This is a genomic window from Haloferax massiliensis (genome assembly GCF_001368915.1).
In the GTDB taxonomy this organism is placed as follows: domain Archaea; phylum Halobacteriota; class Halobacteria; order Halobacteriales; family Haloferacaceae; genus Haloferax; species Haloferax massiliensis.
Genome location: NZ_CSTE01000002.1, coordinates 53428 through 70572 on the forward strand (window position 1 = coordinate 53428; position 17145 = coordinate 70572).

The window sequence follows — 17145 nt, forward strand, 5'->3', positions numbered from 1 at the left end:
GGTCGATGGCGTCGGAGGCGACCCCGTCGCTCGTCTCCGCTCTCACTCGACGCCGAGGTTCGCGAGGAGGAAGTCGGCGACGGCGGCCGCGACCTTCTCCTCTTGGCCGATGAAGAAGTGGTCGGCCGCGAACTCGACGACGGGTTGGCGGTACTCGCGGGCGCGCTCGACGACGGGTTCCCAGTCGGCGACGTCGTCGCGGGTGCCGTAGACGACCTGCACGGGCACGGGGACGCGGTCGAAGGCGGCGGCCGCGTCGAGGTCGGCGGCGAGTCGCGCGGCGCGGCCGGGCGCGGAGACGGCGTCGACGTCCGCGCCCTCGGCGGCCGCGAGGAGCGCCATCGCGCCGCCGAACGAGAAGCCGAACAGGCCCACGCGGTCGTAGCGTTCCGCGGCCCACTCGACCGCCCGGAGGGTGTCGGCGCGCTCGCCGTAGCCGTCGTCCCACGGGCCGTAATCGAATCGGAGACAGTCGACGCCGCGGGCGGTGAGCGCGTCGCTGACGGCGACGAGACGGGCGTCGCCGCGGTGGCCTTGGTGTTGCGGATGGGGCGGACAGGCGACGACGACCGCATCGGGTCGGGCCGCCGCGTCGTCGCTGGCGTCCCCGCGGGCGCGGTCGAGGGTCGCTCGCACGTCGCGCCCCCCGGGGACGAGAATCGTCTCGGTCATAGAGACAGGTTGCGCTGGTGAGGTTTTAAGCCGAACGTCGCGTAGTAATTGGGTATGGGAATTCTCTCTCGCACGTCGTACGTCATCCGGTCGAAGATAAACGCCCTCCTCAACCGTGCGGAGGACCCGACGGAGACGCTCGACTACTCCTACGAGAAGATGCGCGACGAGCTACAGCAGGTCAAGCAGGGCATCGCCGACCTGACCACCCAGAAGAAGCGACTGGAGATACAGAAGCGCCGCCTCGAAGAGAACGTCGAAAAGCACAACGACCAGGCCCGCGAGGCGGTCCAGCAGGACCGCGAGGACCTCGCCCGCAAGGCGCTCGAAAAGAAGCAGGCCAAGATGAGCCAAATCGAGGAGTTGGAGACGCAGATCGCCAGCCTGCAGGAGACGCAGGACCAACTCGTCAACAAGAAGGACGAACTCCAGAGCCGCATCGAGGAGTTCCGCACGAAAAAGGAGACGATGAAGGCCCGCTACGAGGCCGCCGAGGCGTCGAGCCGCGTCTCCGAGGCGATGACCGGCGTCGGCGACGAGATGGCCGACGTGGGGCGCGCGCTCGAACGCGCCGAGGAGCAGACCGACGAGATGGAGGCCCGCTCGGCCGCGATGGACGAGCTCATGGACTCCGGCGCGTTCGACGACGCGCTGTCGGACAAGGACTCCATCGAGCGCGAGCTCGAAGCCGGTCGCTCCAGCGCCGAGGTCGACACCGAACTGGAGACGCTCAAAGCCGAGATGGGCAAGTCGTCCGGGTCGTCGGACGCCGAAGGCGAGAGCGCGGCCGACGCCGACGTGGACGTCGAGACCGAGGTCGCAGACGAGGAGGTCGAGGCCGAACTGGAGGAGCTGAAGAACGAAGAGGAATCGTCGTCGTCGTCGTCGTAAGCCGTCACCGTCGCCGGCCGCCACATCCTTCCGCGTCGACGCCGAACCGAATCGCATGCGGAACGAGAGCGGTGGGTCGTCGGGCGAGCCGAGCGACACGATGAGGGAACGCGGGCGGGCGAGCCGCCTGAAACTCTACCTCTATCTGCGTGCGGACCGACGACTCGTCGCCACCATCCCACTCGCCCTCCTGTTCGTCAGTATCGTCGTGTTCGGCGTTCTCGACCCGAACCCCCTCGCCGAGTCCGTCTCCTCCAAAGACCCCGTCGAGACGCTCGGACAGGGGCTCCTCACGGCCATCGTCACGGGGGTCACGCTCGTCGTCACCATCAACCAACTCGTCCTCTCGCGCGAACTCGGGCCGCTCGGCGACCAGCGCGACCGGATGGAGGGCGCACTGGCGTTCCGAGACGACGTGGCAGAACTGCTCGACGCGCCGGTGGCCCCGCCCGAGCCGTCGGCGTTCCTCCGGGCGCTCGCCTCCGGTATCGGCAACCGCGCCCGAGCCGTCTCCGACGCCGTGGACGCGTCCACCGACGGGAACTCGGCCGAGGAGGCCGACGTGTCGAACGACGACACACAGACGCGCGTCAGCGAGTTCGCGGGCGAGGTCGCACAGAACGCCGACGGCGTCGCCGACAGACTCGACGGCCGGCAGTTCGGGACGTTCGAGGTGCTGTCGGCGGCGCTCGACCTCAACTACTCGTGGAAGATTTACCAGGCGCGACGCCTCATGGAGTCCGGGGGCGACGAACTCTCCGACGAGACGCAACGCGCTCTCGCCGACCTCGTCGACTCGCTGGAGCGATTCGGCCCCGCCCGCGAGCACATCAAGACGCTGTACTTCCGGTGGGAGCTCGTCGACCTCTCGCGGGCGATGTTCTACACCGCCATCCCGGCGCTCGTGGCGAGCCTCTGCGCCGTCCTCTTTCTCGACAACCCGGGGAGCGTCCCCGGTGTCACCCTCGGCGTCGCCAACCTCCTGTGGGTCGTGGCGCTCATCACCGTCGTCTCGTTGACGCCCTTCGCGGTCCTCGGGTCGTACGTCCTCCGAATCGCCACGGTGGCCAAGCGGACGCTCTCTATCGGCCCGTTCGTCCTGCGCTCCGAGACGCGAGAAGACGACTTAGACTGGGAGTGACCCGACGGCCGCGCGGCCGACGGTCGACGCGTCTCAGGTCTCGACCGCGCCGGTTCCGGGCCGGTCGAGCGCGTCGAGGTCGATCCCGCCGTTCGGCATCGGAACGCCCTCGTAGGGGTCGTCGGCGAGGAGGAGCGAGCCGTCGAGGTCGGCGTAGTCGAGGAGCGGCGCGAGGTGACAGCCCGCCGCGATGGCGGCGTTCGTCTCTATCATACAGCCGAGCATGACCTCCAGCCCGTGGGCGCGGGCGGCGTGGATGGCGCGTTTCGCCTCGGTGAGGCCGCCGCACTTCATCAGCTTGAGGTTCGCGATGTCGACGCGGTCGGCGATGTGCGGGATGTCGTCGGCCGTGACGCAGGACTCGTCGGCCGCGATGGGGAGCGCGCCGCGGTCGTAGACGAACTTCAGGCCCTCGCGGTCCTCGGCGGGGACCGGCTGTTCGACGAACTCGACGCCGAAGTCGGCGAGGAACTCGGTCATCTCGACGGCCTCGCGGGGCGTCCACGCCTCGTTTGCGTCGACTCGGACGGTCGCGCCGGGGGCCTCGTCGCGGACGGCCTCGATGATGGCGCGGTCGCGGTCGGTGCCGAGTTTGACCTTGAGCACGTCGTAACCGGCCTCGTAGGCCTCTCTGGTTTTCTCGCGCATCGTGTCGAGGTCGGCGAGGCCGACGGTGTACGACGAGGTGGGCGTCCGCGAGGGGTCGAGTCCCCAGAGGCGGTACAGCGGGACGCCGAGGCGCTTGGCCGCGAGGTCGTGCAGCGCGATGCTCACGGCGGTTCGGGCGGCCGGGTTGCGGCGGACCGTCTCGGCCATCTCGCGCTCGATGCGGTCGATGGCGTGGGCGTCGCCGACCTCCTCGACCACCGAGAGCAGGTCGGGAAGCACGGCCTCGACGGTGTCGGCGGTCTCGCCGTAGTGCGACGACGGGGCGGCCGCGCCGACGCCCGTCATGCCGCCTTCGTCCTCGACGCGGACGACGACGTTCTCGGCTTCGGTCTGGACGCCGCGGGCGATGCCGAACGGCTCGGCGAGCGGCATCGAGACGCGCTCGAACTCGGTCGCGAGCATCTAGAACACCTCGTCGACGAGGTCGGCCGCGCCGAAGCGGACGGGGTCGACCGCGGGGACGCCGAGTTCGTCGGCGAAGGCGTCGACGGCCTCCGCGGCCTCCACGTCGTCGTCGACGTGGGAGGTGTTGAGCATCCCGGCGACCACGTCGGCCTCGTGGACCGGGTCGGCGAGGTTCTCGTACAGCGAGACGTACTCCGAGAGGTCGGGGAGCGCGAACTCCTCGTAGCCGTGAATCGCCTCGCGGGTGGCCTCGTGACAGAGCACGAGCTTGTCGGCCATCGACCCGTGGAGGATGCCGCAGGTGACCGCGGAGTACGCAGGGTGGACGATGCTCCCCTGGCCCTCGACGAACAGCACGTCGTGTTCGTCGCCCTTCTCCAGAATCATCTCCTCGACCGCGCCGGCGGTGAAGTCGCTGACGACGCGGTCTATGGGGTTGCCCCAGCCGGCGATCATGATGCCGGTCTGGCCGGTCGGGATGAAGCCCGCGTCGATGCCGCGCTCGCGGGCGGCCTCGACGAGTTCGAGCGTCGCGGTCATCTTGCCGACCGAGCAGTCGGTGCCGACGGTGAGGACGACTTCGGCGTCCACGTCGGCGGACTTCCCCTGCGCGACGCCGAGGTCGTCGCGGGGCTTGCGAACGTCGTTGATGTCACAGCCGTGTTCGTCGGCGAGGCGGGCGAACTCCTCGTCTTCGGCGAGGAAGTAGTGGAGCCCGGAGATGAGGTCACAGCCGCGTTCGAGGGCGGTGCGAACGTCGTCGCGCCACGTCTCGTCGAACGCGCCGCCGATGGGCGAGATGCCGACGAGGAGGGCGTCGGCGTCGGGCGCGTCGGCCATCGACGCGACGACGGGCACGTCGGGGAGGTCGCGGCGGTGGTCGGCGGCGGAGGTGCCGGGGTTGTCGCGGTCGAGGACGGCCACCACGTCGTAGTCGGCGTACTTCAGGACGCCCGTGGCGGTCTTCGCGCGGTCGGGGAACTTCTCGTGTGCGAGGACGACGACTCGCTGTGGGTCGGTCATACTGGATGCCACTACGTGCCACCCTAAAAGGTGGGACGATTCGGCGGCGACTGCCGGGTCGCGCCGCCGAGTCGTCTGCGACTCTCCGGGGCGTCTCGGGAACGCATCCGCGGCGTCGCCGGCGGCTCAGAGCCGGTAGAGCCGCGTGGTCCAGAACTCTCTGGACGCCTCGGCGAGCGCCGCCTCGGGGTCGCCGCTGGCGTCCACGGTGGCGGTGAGCGCGGCGCGGTCGCGGAACTCGCCGAGGACGGTTCGCTCGCCGAGGACGACGAGGTCGGCGTCGTCGCCGGCTGTTTCCGCGCCCGAGCCTGCGTCGGCGTCGCCGTCGAGGAACTCGTCGAGCGCCTCGTGACAGCGGTCGAGGTGGTCGTCGATTTGGCCCTCGCGGATGCGCTCGAAGCGCGCCTGCGAGAACCCGCCTTTCGAGTGGGCGGACTTCACGTCGCTCTCGAAGCCCTCGACGAATTCGAGGTCGCCGTCCTCGTAGCGACCGAGGGCGAACAGGTCGCCGCGGACGAGCGCGACCACCGTGGTCTCGGTCGGGTGGAGCCACGCCGGGTCGAGGTCGAAGCCGTCGCTCCAGCGGTCGAAGTCGTCGGGTTGGCGCGGCGGCGAGAGCGCGACGCTCACCAGTCCGGCGTCGTCGGTGAGCGCGACGCAGGGCGCGGCCGCGGGGAGCGAGCGGTCGTCGGAGACGGCGGCGGTGAGCGCGCCCTCCGCGTCGGTCGAAAACGAATCGAGGCGGGACAGCACCTCGCGGAGGCGGTCGCCGCGGAGGTCCTCGGTCCCGCGGAACTCGAGGGAGTCGTCGTCGCCCGAGAGGCGCTCGACGCGGTCTTCGAGTTCGGTGATGCGGTCTTCGAGGCGGTTGACCTCCTTCTCGGCTTCCTGCCGCGCGCGGGCCGCCTCCGCCCGGCGCTCGGACTCGCCCTCCAGACGCCCGGCTAACGCGTCGCGTTCGTCTTCCAACTCGGCGATGCGCGCTTTGAGTTCGGCTCGACCCAACAACTCGTCCAGCATACACGGACGCGTGCGGGCCGACCACTTGAGCGTTCGGACGCGAGGCGCGGCGAGCGGGGACGAGGCGATTGGTGGGCGTTCCGCCCGCGCGACGGCGGCGCGACTCAGGCCAGCCTGTCGTCGGGTCGGTCGGGGCCGGAGCCGCCGGGTCCGCCGGGCGCGAGGTCGTCCGGGTCGTAGCCGGCGTACCGGAGCAACTCGGCGGCCCGCGGGGCGTCGGCGAGAAGCACCGGCCGGTCGTCCGGAAGCGCGTCGGAGTCGACGGCGTCTCGGGGGAGCGCGAGCGTCCCCGAGGGGACGCCGTCGTCGCCGACGACCGGGAAATGGGCCGTGTCGAGTTTCATCACGAGCGGGTAGTCGACTCGCTCGACGCCGCTACCGTCCGTGTAGACGCACTCGTTGAGTCGCTCGTGTTCCGTTCGGTGAATCGCCGCCTCGGTCCCGTCGTACGGCTCGACGTACAACCGGCCGAGGAAGTAACTGCTGGAGAAGCGTTCGAACATCTGTGCGTGTGAATGTCAACCACGAACGGAGATAAGCCTTGTCGGAACCATTTATATCGACACGCAATTCCACCGTCGAGAACCGGGGACGGGAGTCGAGACCGGCAGACGAGAGCGCGGCTCGGGCGCGAGAGAATCGGTCGTGAAAACGGGCGGGCGTCTCGCTCGCTTCGAGGGAGCGGTCTCGGCGGGTCGAAGTTCGGTTACGGACGGTTCAGTCGTCGCCGCGGGTCGCCGCGGTCATCGACCAGACGGCGACGAGGCCGAGCGCGAGCGCCGGGAGCATCGGCAGGGCCAGCATGGCCGCGAGGTACGGCAGGCCGGCCATCGCCGGGAGCGACGGCACGAGGTACACCGCGCCGGGGACGACGAGGAAACAGAGCGCGACGACGCCGACGAGCACCCAGCCGCGGCTCCCGAAGCCGGTCGCTTCCGGCTCCGAGCCGTCGCCGCCGACCGCGGGGCCGTCCGGCCGGTGGACGTAGGTGTCTGACTCGGCGGTCGCGCCGTCCCGAGCCGTGGTGTCAGAGCTCACTATCGGGGATTACGACCACCTTGCCAAAGCCCTGTCGCTCCTCGATGAGCTCGTGCGCGCGGTCGATTTCGCTCATCGGGAGCGTCTCGCGGATGCGGGGTTCGAAGGTGCCGTCCCAGACGAGGTCGAGCACCTCGTCGGCCTCGCCGGGCGTCGCCATCGTCGAGCCGATGACCGAGAGCTGGTTCCAGAAGATGTAGTTGAGGCCCGCGCCCGGGTCGGGGCCGGTGGTCGCCCCGCAGGTGACGACGCGGCCGCCCTTGACGAGGCTCTTGAGCGACTGCTTGTAGGTGGCCTCGCCGATGTGGTCGACGACCATGTCGACGCCGCGGCCGTCGGTCAGTTTGCGAATCTCCTTCGAGAAGTCGTCTTCCTCGTAGTTGATGACGTGGTCCGCGCCGCACTCCTTGGCGTACTCCAGTTTCTCGTCGGTGGAGGCGGTGGCGTACACTTCAGCGCCCGCGTAGTCGGCGATTTGGACGGCCGCGTGGCCGACGCCGCCGGACGCGCCGAGGACGAGCGCCTTCTCGCCGGGGCGGAGTTCGCCGCGGTCGACGAGCATCCGCCACGCGGTCTGGAAGACGAGCGACGCGGAGCCGGCGACCTCCCACGGCACGCCCTCGGGGACGGGCACGAGGTTCTCCTCGGGAATCGCCGCGAACTCGGCGTGGACGCCGCGGACGTGCTCGCCGATGATGTGGAAGTCCGGCGCGAGCGTCGGGTCGCCCTTCCGGGAGAACTCGTCGCCGCCGCCGGCGACGCCCGCGATGAGCGCCACGCGGTCGCCCGCCTCGAACCGGCTCACGCGCTCGCCGACCTCGGTGACGACGCCGGCCATGTCGCTTCCGGGGATGTGCGGCATCTCCAACTCGACGCCCGGGAGCCCCCGCCGCGTCCAGATGTCGAGGTGGTTGAGCGAGGCCGCCTTCACGTCGACGAGGACCTCGTCGGGACCGACTTCCGGGTCCGGGAAGTCGCCGTATTCGAGGACGTCTCGGTCGCCGTGTTCCGTGAATTGGACCGCTTTCATCTCGACCCGACCGAGGATGGGCAGGAACTAAAGTGTGGGTTTACGCCAATCGTCTTTCCTCTTGTTCGACAGCTGACGAACCTCGTGGATTCAAATCATATCGGTGCGAAGATATATACGACACAGGGTTCCCAACACAGTCGAGCCCGACAGTCACGGTCGCCGACATCTACCGGCGGCCCGTACAGGGGCGGTCGACAGGCGTCCGACTCGTTGGAAGGAATATCAGGTACGTGATTCGAGACGAGACTTCAGCACAGCTTTCGCGCCTCCTCGTGAGGCGGTCGTCGTTCGTCCGGGCGCTCGCGGAGCGACCGCGAGACAAGCGCGGACTCGCCGATGACCTCGACGCCTCGCGTTCGACGGTCGACCGCGTCGTCCGCGACCTGCTCGACGCCGGCCTCGTCGAGCGCGCCGACGGCCTGTATCGGCTGACCTGTGTCGGTCGGTGCGCGCTCGGCGCGTACGACGAGTGCCTCGACTCGCTCCGCGGCGTCAAGGCGGCGCAGGACCTCCTTTCGATGCTCCCGACCGACGCGCCGCTCGACCCGGCGTTCTTGGCGGGCGCGTCGGTTCACACGTCGACGCCGGACATCCCGGACAGCGCGATTCGGGAGCTGTTTTCGAGCGTCGAGAGCGCGGAGCGCGTCTACGGCGTCGCCCCGGTCGCGCTCGTCGGTCAGCTTCGGCCCTTCTACGAGACCGCCACCGAGGGCGGGACGGTCGTCGAGATGATTATCGCCGACGAGCTGTTCGACCGACTCGCCGCCACGCCGGACTCGCGCGAGGTCATCATCGAACAGCTCCGACACGAGTCGGTGACGCTCTACCGGGGCGAAGTCCCGTTCCGCTTCGGCCTCTGGGCGACCGAGTCGGAGGCGGGCGTCGTCGTCTACACCGACACCGGCGTCGGCGGGGTCGCGCGCAACGACACCGAAGCCGCCGTCGAGTGGGCCACAGAGCAGTTCGAAACGCTCCGCGAACGCGCCGAACGCCTGACGCTCGACTCGCTCGACGGGGCTCCGGAGGGCGAGTGAACTCCACTGGTCGCCGGCGAGTCGGCCGGCCGCCGCGAGCGCCGAGACGACGCGGGAACTTTATCGCACGCCGACGAAGCCGCGGCCGTGAGCGACCACGACCACGGTGAGCGACACGGAGCCGGAGACGACGGCCATCGACGCGACGACGGCGACGGCGGTCACCACCACGGCCACGACGACCACGACCACGGAGGCGACGACCATCACCACCACGACGTCGACGACCTCGAAGCGGCGGTGCTGACGATTTCGTCGACCCGCGACGTCGACGACGACCCCGCGGGCGACGCGATAGCCGAACTGCTCCACGAGGCGGGCCACTCGGTGTCGGTCCGCCGGGTCGTCGACGACGACTACGACGAGATTCAGACCGCGGTCTCGCGGATGGCCGACCGCGGCGACGTCGACGTGACGGTCACGACCGGCGGGACGGGCGTCACGCCCGACGACCGCACCGTCGAGGCGACGGCGCAGTTGTTCGGGAAGACGCTTCCGGGGTTCGGCGAGCTGTTCCGGCGGCTCTCGTACGATGAGATCGGGACCAAGGTCGTCGGCACCCGCGCGACCGCGGGTATCGTCGACGGGATGCCGACGTTCTGTCTGCCGGGGAGCGAGAACGCCGCCCGACTCGGGACCGCGGAGATAATCGTCCCGGAAGCGCCGCATCTCACCGGACTGGCGCGGCGCGACGCGGAGTAGGAAAACGCCCTCAGAACTGCGGGTCGTCGGACGAATCCGACTGCAACGTCTGCCCAGTCGCGGCCATTTAAGTTCGCGCACACGCTCCGATGAGGTATGAGCCAGCAGTCCCCCCGCGAGGAGGACCCGGACGACGTGTTCTCCAGCGGCAAGGACCCGAACCTCCGCAGCACGGAGGTCACTGAGGGTCCAGACAAGGCCCCGCACCGTGCGATGTTCCGCGCCATGGGCTTCGACGACGAGGACTTCTCGTCGCCGATGGTCGGCGTGCCGAACCCCGCCGCCGACATCACCCCGTGTAACGTCCACCTCGACGACGTCGCCGACGCCGCCATCGAGGGCATCGACGCCGCGGGCGGGATGCCCATCGAGTTCGGGACCGTCACCATCTCGGACGCCATCTCGATGGGGACCGAGGGCATGAAGGCCTCGCTCATCTCCCGCGAGGTCATCGCCGACTCCGTCGAACTCGTCTCCTTCGGCGAGCGCATGGACGCGCTCGTCACCGTCGCCGGCTGCGACAAGAACCTCCCCGGGATGATGATGGCCTCCATCCGGACGGACCTCCCCTCCGTCTTCCTCTACGGCGGCTCCATCATGCCCGGCCAGCACGAGGGCCGCGAGGTGACCGTCCAGAACGTCTTCGAGGGCGTCGGCACCTACGCCGAAGGCGACATGAGCGCCGACGAACTCGACGACCTCGAACGCCACGCCTGCCCCGGCGCGGGCTCCTGCGGCGGGATGTTCACCGCCAACACGATGGCCTCCATCTCCGAGGCGCTTGGGATGGCCCCCCTCGGGTCGGCCTCCGCGCCGGCCGAGTCCGACGAGCGCTACGAGAACGCCCGCCGCGCCGGCGAGGTCGTCCTCGACTGCGTCGAAAACGACCGCCGCCCCTCCGACATCCTCACGAAGAAGTCCTTCGAGAACGCCATCACCCTGCAGGTCGCCACCGGCGGGTCGACCAACGCCGTGCTCCACCTGCTCGCGCTGGCCGCCGAGGCCGGCGTCGACCTCGATATCGAGGAGTTCAACGAGATCTCCCGGCGCACGCCGAAAATCGCCAACCTCCAGCCCGGCGGCACGCGCGTCATGAACGACCTCCACGAAATCGGCGGCATCCCGGTCGTCATCCGCCGCCTCGTCGAGGCCGGCCTGTTCCACGGCGACGCCATGACCGTCACCGGCCGCACCATCGCCGAGGAGCTCGACCACCTCGACCTCCCGGACGACGACGACCTCGAAGCGGACTTCCTCTACACGGTCGACGAGCCGTATCAGGACGAGGGCGCAATCAAGATTCTCACCGGCAACCTCGCGCCCGATGGCGCGGTCCTGAAGGTGACCGGCGACGACGCCTTCCACCACACCGGCCCCGCCCGCGTCTTCGAGAACGAGGAGGACGCGATGCGCTACGTGCAGGAGGGCCACATCGAGGAGGGCGACGTCATCGCCATCCGCAACGAGGGCCCCCGCGGCGGCCCCGGCATGCGCGAGATGCTCGGCGTCACCGCCGCCGTCGTCGGACAGGGCCACGAGGACGACGTGGCGCTTCTCACCGACGGTCGGTTCTCCGGCGCGACGCGCGGCCCGATGGTCGGCCACGTCGCCCCCGAGGCGGCCGAGGGCGGCCCCATCGGCCTCCTCGAAGACGGCGACGAGGTGACCGTCGACATCCCGAACCGCGAACTCTCCGTGGACCTCACAAACAAGGAACTCGAAGCGCGGAAAGAAGACTGGGAACCCAAGCCGCCGGCGTACACCTCCGGCGTGCTGGCGAAGTACGCCCGCGACTTCGGCTCCGCCGCGAACGGCGCGGTGACGAACCCGGCGCTCACGCGCGACGAATAGGCGACCGTCCCCTCCGCCGGGGGTCCACCGCCCGTTCGATGTGACAACACTCATTACTGTCTGTGCTGAAAGCGGGTTTACATGAGTCGTGTCCCCGAGTTACTTCTCCGCGGGGCGTCCGTGACGTCGCCCCGCCCCGCGAAGTGGCACCGCTCCAGCGCACGCGTCCACACCCGTACTGACGACGGTCGAACCGTCGTCGACGATCACACGCGAGTTCACCCGTAGATGGACGCACCCACTCGACGGTCGTTCGTCGCGGCCCTCGTCGCCGGCAGTTCGGGGTGCGTCGGCCGGGGCGGCCCACTGGGGACCGAAGTATCGAGAGCCCAGCGCGACGGCGCTCGGTTCGACGTCGAAGCGACGCGGCGCTCGTTCGACCTGCGCCGAACGTCGTTCGAACACCACCCGCAGTTCATCCTCGGTCGCCGCGAAGCGCCGCGCTGTCTCTACGACCTCGGCGACGTCTCGGGAATCGAGGAGGTACAGACCGCGACCATCGACGGCGAGACCGGGCAGATGCCGATTCGCACCTTCCGCGCGATGATGCGGCTGACACACTGCTACCGTGAACGCGGGGCCGACCCGTTTCTGTCGAAGGCGATGTCCATCGGCGAGGCCGCGTTGGACAACGCGACGCGGGTCGAGGGCGTGCCGTACTTCCCGTACACGATGCCGAAAGGCGGGTCGAGCGCCGAGATGGAGCCGCCGTGGTACTCGGGGATGGCGCAGGGGACGGCGCTCTCGGCGTACGTCCGCCTGTACGAACACACCGGCGACGTCCGGCACAAGTGGATTGCGGACGCCGTCGCCGAGAGCTTCGGGCGCATCCCCCGAGCGACCGACGGCCCGTGGACCGTGATGGTCGACGACGGCTACTACTGGATCGAGGAGTACCCCGCAGACCCGCCGACGCACGTCCTCAACGGCTTTCTCGTCGGATTGTGGGGCCTCTACGAATACTGGCTCGTCTTCGACGAACCGGACTGGGTCGAGCGGCTCCTGAACGCCGCGATAACGACGGTGTACGACCACCTCAGCGAGTACCGAGTGCCCGGCGAAGTCAGTTGGTACGGCCTCGACAAGGAGGCGGGCTACCGCGGCAACGAGACCTATCACGCGGTCCACACCCACCAGATAGGCGTGCTCTATCATCTCACCGGAGACGACTACTTCAGAACGATGGAGCGCCGGTTCGAGTCGGACTCCGCCGAATCGAGCGGATACGAAACGCCGCCGAGCGAGTGGAAACACGCCGGCGGAGAGCGGGCGGATTAGAGCGCTCAGACCACGCGGTTCCGCAGGTCGTCGTCGCCGGCGTCCAGTCTGTCGAGGTTCTCGGCGATGATGTCGGCCATGCGCTCCCAGTACTTCGGGGTGTGACCGGCGTTGTGGGGCGTGATGAGGACGTTCTCGAAGTCCCACAGCGGGTGGTCCGACGGGAGCGGTTCGGGGTCGGTCACGTCGAGGGCCGCCCCGCGGATGCCGTTGCTCCGGAGTTGCGAGACGAGCGCGTCGGTGTCGACGACCGGGCCGCGGCCGACGTTGACGAGCACGGTGTCGGGTGCCATCGACGCGAACGCGTCGGCGTCGACGAGGCCGCGGGTGGCGTCGGTCAGCGGGCACGCGATGACGACGTAGTCGGCGCGGGCGAAGGCGTCGTGGAGGCCCCGTTCGTCGTCGAAGCCGACGACCTCGTCGGTCGGGCCGCCCTTTGCCGGCGAGTAGCGCACGCCGACGGTCTCGACGCCGAACGGTTCGAGTCGGTCCACGATTGCCTCGCCGAGCGCGCCGAGGCCGACGACGGCGACCGTCGAGCCCTGCAGTTCGACCGTCTGGTACGACTGCCAGACGGCGGCGTCTTGCTGGCGTTCCGCGACGTGGAAGCGGCGGGCGAAATAGAGGAGGCTCCCGAGGACCTGCTCGGCGATGTTCGGGCCGTGGACGCCGGAGGCGTTGGTGACGGCCACGTCGCGCGCCTCGAACGCCTCGATGGGGAGGTGGCCCGTGCCGGCGAACACGCAGGCGAACAGGTCGAGGTTCTCGGCGGCGTCGAGGTCCGCTTCGTCCACGTCGAAGCCGGTCGCGACTCGGGCGCGGGAGAGGAGGTCTCGCTCCGCTTCGGGCGTCGTCGCGAGGGCGACCTCGCGGTCGGGGAGGCGCTCGCGAAGCGTTTCGGCGTACGCCTCGGCAGACAGGCCGTGAATCTTCTGCCGAAGCACCGCGATGTCTGGGTCGGACATGCCCGATGATTCTCGAAGGCGGTGATGAATCTGTCCGATTCGGGCGGGGGAGGACCGCTCACTCGATGGGGTCGCGCCGGCGCGGGCGACGTTTCGAAATCGTCCGGGTGACCGCGACCGCGTCGACCGTCGGGTCGACGACGAACCGGGAGCCGTCTTCGCCGAGTTTCCACGCTACGGGTGCGTACCCCTGTGGGGCGGGGCCGCCGTCGACGAAGACCAGGTCGCCCGTCTCGTCGCGGAACACGACGGGCTCTCTCGGTTCGTCCAACTCGTCTGCGGTCATTGACTCGGAGCTACCGCGGTCTCCGCTATAAACCTCCGTCTCTGGTTATCAACTACTGTATTTAGTTGGTATTATCGGGAGAAAGCGAGCGCCGTAATCGGTGTCCGACGAAAATCAAATTATCGAATCCCGAAATTGAGTGGGGAGTCCCGCATCAGTTCATCCGCGGGAACGTCGGCTCCGTGGAGGATGCGAGCGGCGGCGCGTCGATGTCACAGTCGCGTCACGCGCTGGAGAACGCCCCGAGCGGAGTTGAGGCGCGCGGCCTCGAAACCGTCGGACGCCGCGGCGCTTCAGGGGGTTTAATAGCCGAGCGAAGTGCTGTAGCGGTATGGAACGCGTAGATGTCGCCATCATCGGCGGCGGTCCGGCCGGCACGTCGGCGGCACACGCCGCGGCCTCGGCCGGGGCCTCCGCCCTGGTCCTCGAAAAGGGCGTCCCCCGAGCAGACAGACCGGGCCTCGGGCCCGATTCGACGGACGCGGCCGGTATCCTCGACTACTGGGTGGACATCATGGGCATCCACCCCGACGAGTTCCCCGACGACGTGGTTCTCGACATCCTCGACCGCGCGGAGTTCATCGGGCCGAACGAGTCGCTGACGCTCCGCAGTACCGGCATCGACTCCTCGTACGACGAGTTCGGCTACACCTTCCACCGCGCGAAGTTCGACGACTGGCTCCGCGGCCGCGCCGAGGACGCCGGCGCGGAGTACCGCGTGAAGGCCTCCGTGCGCGACGTGGAGACCGACCTCGACGCGACCGGCGACGACCCCCGACACGTCGTCCGCCTCGCCAACGGCGAGGACGTGGGCGCTGACTTCGTCGTGCTCGCCGACGGCCCCCAGCGGACGGTCACGAACAAGGTGCTCGACGACCTGCTTCCGTTCCCCGTCACTGACCGCCTGTCGTCGACCGAGGCGAACCACATCGCCTATCAGGAACACCGCGAGTTCCCCCCGGAGCTGTTCGACGAGGTCGACGGCGCGATCAAGTTCTGGTGGGGCTACATGCCCGGCCACACGGCGTACCCGTGGGTGTTCCCGAACGACAACAACGTCTGCCGGGTCGGCCTCACGATGCCCATCGGCCTCGACATCGACGAGGTCGACGACCGCGATGCGTACAGACTCCTCCGCGAGGACGACGAGCGCATCCCGCAGGGCCGCGAGTACGTCCGCCGCCTCCTCGAACAGGAGTACGGCGACGAGTACGACGTCGACGAGGACTTCCCGCTCGTCGAGGACCGCGGGAAGACGAAGGGAACGGAGACGTACGCCATCTCCTCGACGCGACCCATCGACTCGCCCGCGTCGGCCGGTATCGCCGTCACCGGCGGCGCGATGGGCGCGACCTCAGCCTTCCACGAGGGCGGCGACCACGTCGCCGTCCGGACGGGTGCCATCGCCGGCGAACTCGCCGCCGAGGGCGACCTGAGCGACTACAACGACCGCTGGAAGGACGCCATCGGCGACGAGATTCTCCGCAACGTCGCCATGGCCGAAATCGTCCACGACTACGGCCCCGCCCAGTGGGACAAGACGTTCAAGGCGGCCCGGAAGCTCCTCGAAAAGGACGAGGGCTACAAGGCGTTCGGCGCCTCGAAGCTCAGCGCCGGGTTCAGCGCCGCCAAACTCGCCACGCAGTACCAGCGGACGAAAGTGAAGTACCGCAAGGGCAAGTACGTCCAACTGCGCGAAGACGAGTACGCGCTGTAGCCGACGGAAGACTTATCAGTTTCTCCGAATCTCTGTCAGTCGATGGCCGGTCGACCCTCTCGCCGTCAACTGCTCCGCCGCGGAGCCGCGGCCGTCGGCGTCGGGCTGACCGGCGGGGTCGCGGGCTGTTCGTCGCTTCGAGGCTGTTCGTCGGCCGAAATCATGCTCCGGGCGGAACTGGTCGGGTCGGCCCCCGACGGGGCGACCGTCGTCGACGTGGACGACCCGCGGGTCGCAAACAGCCCGTGGGTGCTGAAGGTGGTCGAAGCGGCCGCCGAAGGACACCCCCGCGAGTCGAGCATCTCTGACTGCCTGAGCGACTACGACGCCCTCCGCGAGGACCTCGACGCGCTCCCGTCGGTCGACAAGTCGGAAGACCGCCGCTACTACGTCCGCGTCGACGGGCAGGTCGTCCGACTTCGAGCCGTCTTTTTCGCCGGCGACGACGCCCGCCGGTCGGAACTCGTTTTACCCCCGGCGCGCTAGGGTCGGGTGCGTACCTCAAGTCCCCGGCCGAGTGTTCCCGCTTCGGGAGCGATGACAGCACGGCGAACCCGGGTGCGCAACAGCTACTGGCCGGCTGACGCCGGCGTACTTCGGAACGTCCGCGCCCGAAAGACGGACCGCCCGGCACGAGGGTTTCCCGGTCGACGCGGCACGCCGCCTCGGGATGAGACCGGCCGTTAGTGTTCTGGGCGACATCCTACCTCCGCGGAGATACGTCTCCAGTTTGGCTACGACCTGTTCGACGAACGCATCCGTCACGCGGCCTTGCCAGGCGACGAAATCCTCACTTCGTGGAGAGTGTACAGCCCATGGGGAGACGTACGGTGCCCGAGGGACACCGCCAGTCTCCCAGACGTCGGCTGAGAGCGCAAGCGAGTCGTCGTACGCTTTCGTCGAGATGGCGACTGCGATGTACTGTTCGCCGTCGAAGGGGTGCGTCTCGTTGTCGACAATTAGCCACGGACGCTGTCTACCAGTCCCGATTTTGAACGGATCCGAACTCCGTACGACGTCGCCGCGCTCCGGTTGCATCTAGGACTCGTCCTCACTCACGTCCCGTTCGCTCGGATGCGGGGTATCCGGGGCCGTCGAGTCCCACTCGTCGGCGTCGATGCCGCCATCGTTCTCGTCCAATCGCTCACTTGCGACGTGGAGGTCGTATGCGTCAGCGAGGCGGCTTTCGTCGGGGGTGATTGCCCAGTACTCTCCCCGGTGCCGAACCAGATTACGTGCCTTCAGCCGCGAGAGGGCGGTTCCGACTGCGTTTGGGTTCTCGTCGATGGCACTGGCAATCTCAGACCGGGTGAACGCCTGGTCGCGGTGCGCGTACAGATACGTAACCACCTGCTCGGGGACCGATGGTCCCTGTGGGAGGTTCCCCGACTCGAAGTCGTCGATACTCACAGGCATGTTC

19 protein-coding genes are annotated in these 17145 nt (G+C 68.8%); 8 read left to right on the top strand and 11 right to left on the bottom strand.

All coding sequences use genetic code 11. From position 1 onward, the window contains the following. Positions 1 to 42: 42 nt before the first annotated feature. Positions 43 to 672, bottom strand: coding sequence for a dienelactone hydrolase family protein (locus BN996_RS04375; RefSeq protein ID WP_089777358.1), 630 nt, complete (start codon positions 670 to 672; stop codon positions 43 to 45). Positions 673 to 726: 54 nt separating this feature from the next. On the opposite strand from BN996_RS04375, the gene BN996_RS04380 reads away from it, so the two are divergent. Both BN996_RS04380 and BN996_RS04385 read left to right on the top strand, forming a co-directional pair. Then, a complete protein-coding gene (locus BN996_RS04380) occupies positions 727 to 1563 on the top strand; it encodes a PspA/IM30 family protein (RefSeq protein ID WP_089777359.1) in 837 nt (278 codons plus the stop codon). Positions 1564 to 1618: 55 nt separating this feature from the next. After that, the gene (locus tag BN996_RS04385) at positions 1619 to 2704 is read left to right on the top strand and encodes a DUF7972 family membrane protein (protein WP_089777360.1); all 1086 of its coding nucleotides are present in this window, start codon (positions 1619 to 1621) and stop codon (positions 2702 to 2704) included. Between the two features lie 33 nt (positions 2705 to 2737). On the opposite strand, the gene BN996_RS04390 is transcribed toward BN996_RS04385, so the two are convergent. The 6 genes from BN996_RS04390 to BN996_RS04415 form a co-directional block, all read right to left on the bottom strand. Next, positions 2738 to 3775, bottom strand: a complete 1038-nt coding sequence (locus BN996_RS04390; RefSeq protein ID WP_089777361.1) for a dipeptide epimerase — start codon at positions 3773 to 3775, stop codon at positions 2738 to 2740. Beyond that, a complete protein-coding gene (locus BN996_RS04395) occupies positions 3776 to 4801 on the bottom strand; it encodes an N-acetyltransferase DgcN family protein (protein WP_089777362.1) in 1026 nt (341 codons plus the stop codon). A gap of 126 nt (positions 4802 to 4927) precedes the next feature. Next, on the bottom strand, positions 4928 to 5821 hold the full coding sequence (locus BN996_RS04400; RefSeq protein ID WP_089777363.1) for a Vms1/Ankzf1 family peptidyl-tRNA hydrolase: 894 nt from the start codon (positions 5819 to 5821) through the stop codon (positions 4928 to 4930). A 104-nt stretch (positions 5822 to 5925) separates the two neighbouring features. Further along, a complete protein-coding gene (locus tag BN996_RS04405) occupies positions 5926 to 6324 on the bottom strand; it encodes a DUF5802 family protein (RefSeq protein ID WP_007275267.1) in 399 nt (132 codons plus the stop codon). Between the two features lie 214 nt (positions 6325 to 6538). Next, the gene (locus BN996_RS04410; protein WP_007275266.1) at positions 6539 to 6859 is read right to left on the bottom strand and encodes a DUF7977 family protein; all 321 of its coding nucleotides are present in this window, start codon (positions 6857 to 6859) and stop codon (positions 6539 to 6541) included. Further along, entirely contained in the window at positions 6849 to 7889 is a 1041-nt protein-coding gene (locus BN996_RS04415; protein WP_089777364.1) for a zinc-binding dehydrogenase, read from the bottom strand. Before BN996_RS04415 ends, BN996_RS04410 begins: the two co-directional genes overlap by 11 nt. A 233-nt stretch (positions 7890 to 8122) precedes the next feature. Between BN996_RS04415 and BN996_RS04420 the strand changes: the two genes are divergently transcribed. The 4 genes from BN996_RS04420 to BN996_RS04435 all read left to right on the top strand — a co-directional run bounded on the left by BN996_RS04420 (position 8123) and on the right by BN996_RS04435 (position 12757). Beyond that, entirely contained in the window at positions 8123 to 8926 is an 804-nt protein-coding gene (locus BN996_RS04420) for a helix-turn-helix transcriptional regulator (protein ID WP_089777365.1), read from the top strand. Between the two features lie 87 nt (positions 8927 to 9013). After that, positions 9014 to 9628, top strand: coding sequence for a MogA/MoaB family molybdenum cofactor biosynthesis protein (locus BN996_RS04425; protein ID WP_089777366.1), 615 nt, complete (start codon positions 9014 to 9016; stop codon positions 9626 to 9628). Between the two features lie 96 nt (positions 9629 to 9724). Next, positions 9725 to 11479: a dihydroxy-acid dehydratase gene (ilvD, locus tag BN996_RS04430; RefSeq protein ID WP_089777367.1), complete on the top strand. Its 1755-nt coding sequence runs from the start codon at positions 9725 to 9727 to the stop codon at positions 11477 to 11479. Positions 11480 to 11707: 228 nt separating this feature from the next. Further along, positions 11708 to 12757, top strand: coding sequence for a D-glucuronyl C5-epimerase family protein (locus BN996_RS04435; RefSeq protein ID WP_089777368.1), 1050 nt, complete (start codon positions 11708 to 11710; stop codon positions 12755 to 12757). Positions 12758 to 12762: 5 nt separating this feature from the next. Here BN996_RS04435 and BN996_RS04440 read toward each other — a convergent pair whose 3' ends face one another. Both BN996_RS04440 and BN996_RS04445 read right to left on the bottom strand, forming a co-directional pair. After that, positions 12763 to 13722: a D-2-hydroxyacid dehydrogenase gene (locus BN996_RS04440; protein ID WP_089777369.1), complete on the bottom strand. Its 960-nt coding sequence runs from the start codon at positions 13720 to 13722 to the stop codon at positions 12763 to 12765. A 58-nt stretch (positions 13723 to 13780) separates the two neighbouring features. Continuing rightward, the gene (locus BN996_RS04445) at positions 13781 to 14008 is read right to left on the bottom strand and encodes a hypothetical protein (protein ID WP_089777370.1); all 228 of its coding nucleotides are present in this window, start codon (positions 14006 to 14008) and stop codon (positions 13781 to 13783) included. A 331-nt stretch (positions 14009 to 14339) separates the two neighbouring features. Between BN996_RS04445 and BN996_RS04450 the strand changes: the two genes are divergently transcribed. Next, positions 14340 to 15725, top strand: a complete 1386-nt coding sequence (locus tag BN996_RS04450; protein WP_089777371.1) for an NAD(P)/FAD-dependent oxidoreductase — start codon at positions 14340 to 14342, stop codon at positions 15723 to 15725. Positions 15726 to 15767: 42 nt separating this feature from the next. Further along, positions 15768 to 16211 (top strand): Tat pathway signal protein, encoded by a 444-nt coding sequence (locus BN996_RS04455; protein WP_089777372.1) that lies wholly within the window; start codon positions 15768 to 15770, stop codon positions 16209 to 16211. Positions 16212 to 16226: 15 nt separating this feature from the next. Here the strand turns inward: BN996_RS04455 and BN996_RS20470 are convergent, their stop codons facing one another. Then, positions 16227 to 16763, bottom strand: coding sequence for a hypothetical protein (locus BN996_RS20470; RefSeq protein ID WP_226908698.1), 537 nt, complete (start codon positions 16761 to 16763; stop codon positions 16227 to 16229). Next, complete coding sequence (locus tag BN996_RS04465) at positions 16764 to 17141, bottom strand: hypothetical protein (RefSeq protein ID WP_007275256.1); 378 nt, start codon at positions 17139 to 17141, stop codon at positions 16764 to 16766. Positions 17142 to 17145 lie beyond the last annotated feature (4 nt).

Bases quoted from the DNA above. Each gene is read 5' to 3' on its own strand.
- BN996_RS04375 (WP_089777358.1), bottom strand. From the start codon at position 672: ATGACCGAGACGATTCTCGTCCCCGGGGGGCGCGACGTGCGAGCGACC.
- BN996_RS04380 (WP_089777359.1), top strand. From the start codon at position 727: ATGGGAATTCTCTCTCGCACGTCGTACGTCATCCGGTCGAAGATAAAC.
- BN996_RS04385 (WP_089777360.1), top strand. From the start codon at position 1,619: ATGCGGAACGAGAGCGGTGGGTCGTCGGGCGAGCCGAGCGACACGATG.
- BN996_RS04390 (WP_089777361.1), bottom strand. From the start codon at position 3,775: ATGCTCGCGACCGAGTTCGAGCGCGTCTCGATGCCGCTCGCCGAGCCG.
- BN996_RS04395 (WP_089777362.1), bottom strand. From the start codon at position 4,801: ATGACCGACCCACAGCGAGTCGTCGTCCTCGCACACGAGAAGTTCCCC.
- BN996_RS04400 (WP_089777363.1), bottom strand. From the start codon at position 5,821: ATGCTGGACGAGTTGTTGGGTCGAGCCGAACTCAAAGCGCGCATCGCC.
- BN996_RS04405 (WP_007275267.1), bottom strand. From the start codon at position 6,324: ATGTTCGAACGCTTCTCCAGCAGTTACTTCCTCGGCCGGTTGTACGTC.
- BN996_RS04415 (WP_089777364.1), bottom strand. From the start codon at position 7,889: ATGAAAGCGGTCCAATTCACGGAACACGGCGACCGAGACGTCCTCGAA.
- ilvD (WP_089777367.1), top strand. From the start codon at position 9,725: ATGAGCCAGCAGTCCCCCCGCGAGGAGGACCCGGACGACGTGTTCTCC.
- BN996_RS04435 (WP_089777368.1), top strand. From the start codon at position 11,708: ATGGACGCACCCACTCGACGGTCGTTCGTCGCGGCCCTCGTCGCCGGC.
- BN996_RS04440 (WP_089777369.1), bottom strand. From the start codon at position 13,722: ATGTCCGACCCAGACATCGCGGTGCTTCGGCAGAAGATTCACGGCCTG.
- BN996_RS04445 (WP_089777370.1), bottom strand. From the start codon at position 14,008: ATGACCGCAGACGAGTTGGACGAACCGAGAGAGCCCGTCGTGTTCCGC.
- BN996_RS04450 (WP_089777371.1), top strand. From the start codon at position 14,340: ATGGAACGCGTAGATGTCGCCATCATCGGCGGCGGTCCGGCCGGCACG.
- BN996_RS04455 (WP_089777372.1), top strand. From the start codon at position 15,768: ATGGCCGGTCGACCCTCTCGCCGTCAACTGCTCCGCCGCGGAGCCGCG.
- BN996_RS20470 (WP_226908698.1), bottom strand. From the start codon at position 16,763: ATGCAACCGGAGCGCGGCGACGTCGTACGGAGTTCGGATCCGTTCAAA.
- BN996_RS04465 (WP_007275256.1), bottom strand. From the start codon at position 17,141: ATGCCTGTGAGTATCGACGACTTCGAGTCGGGGAACCTCCCACAGGGA.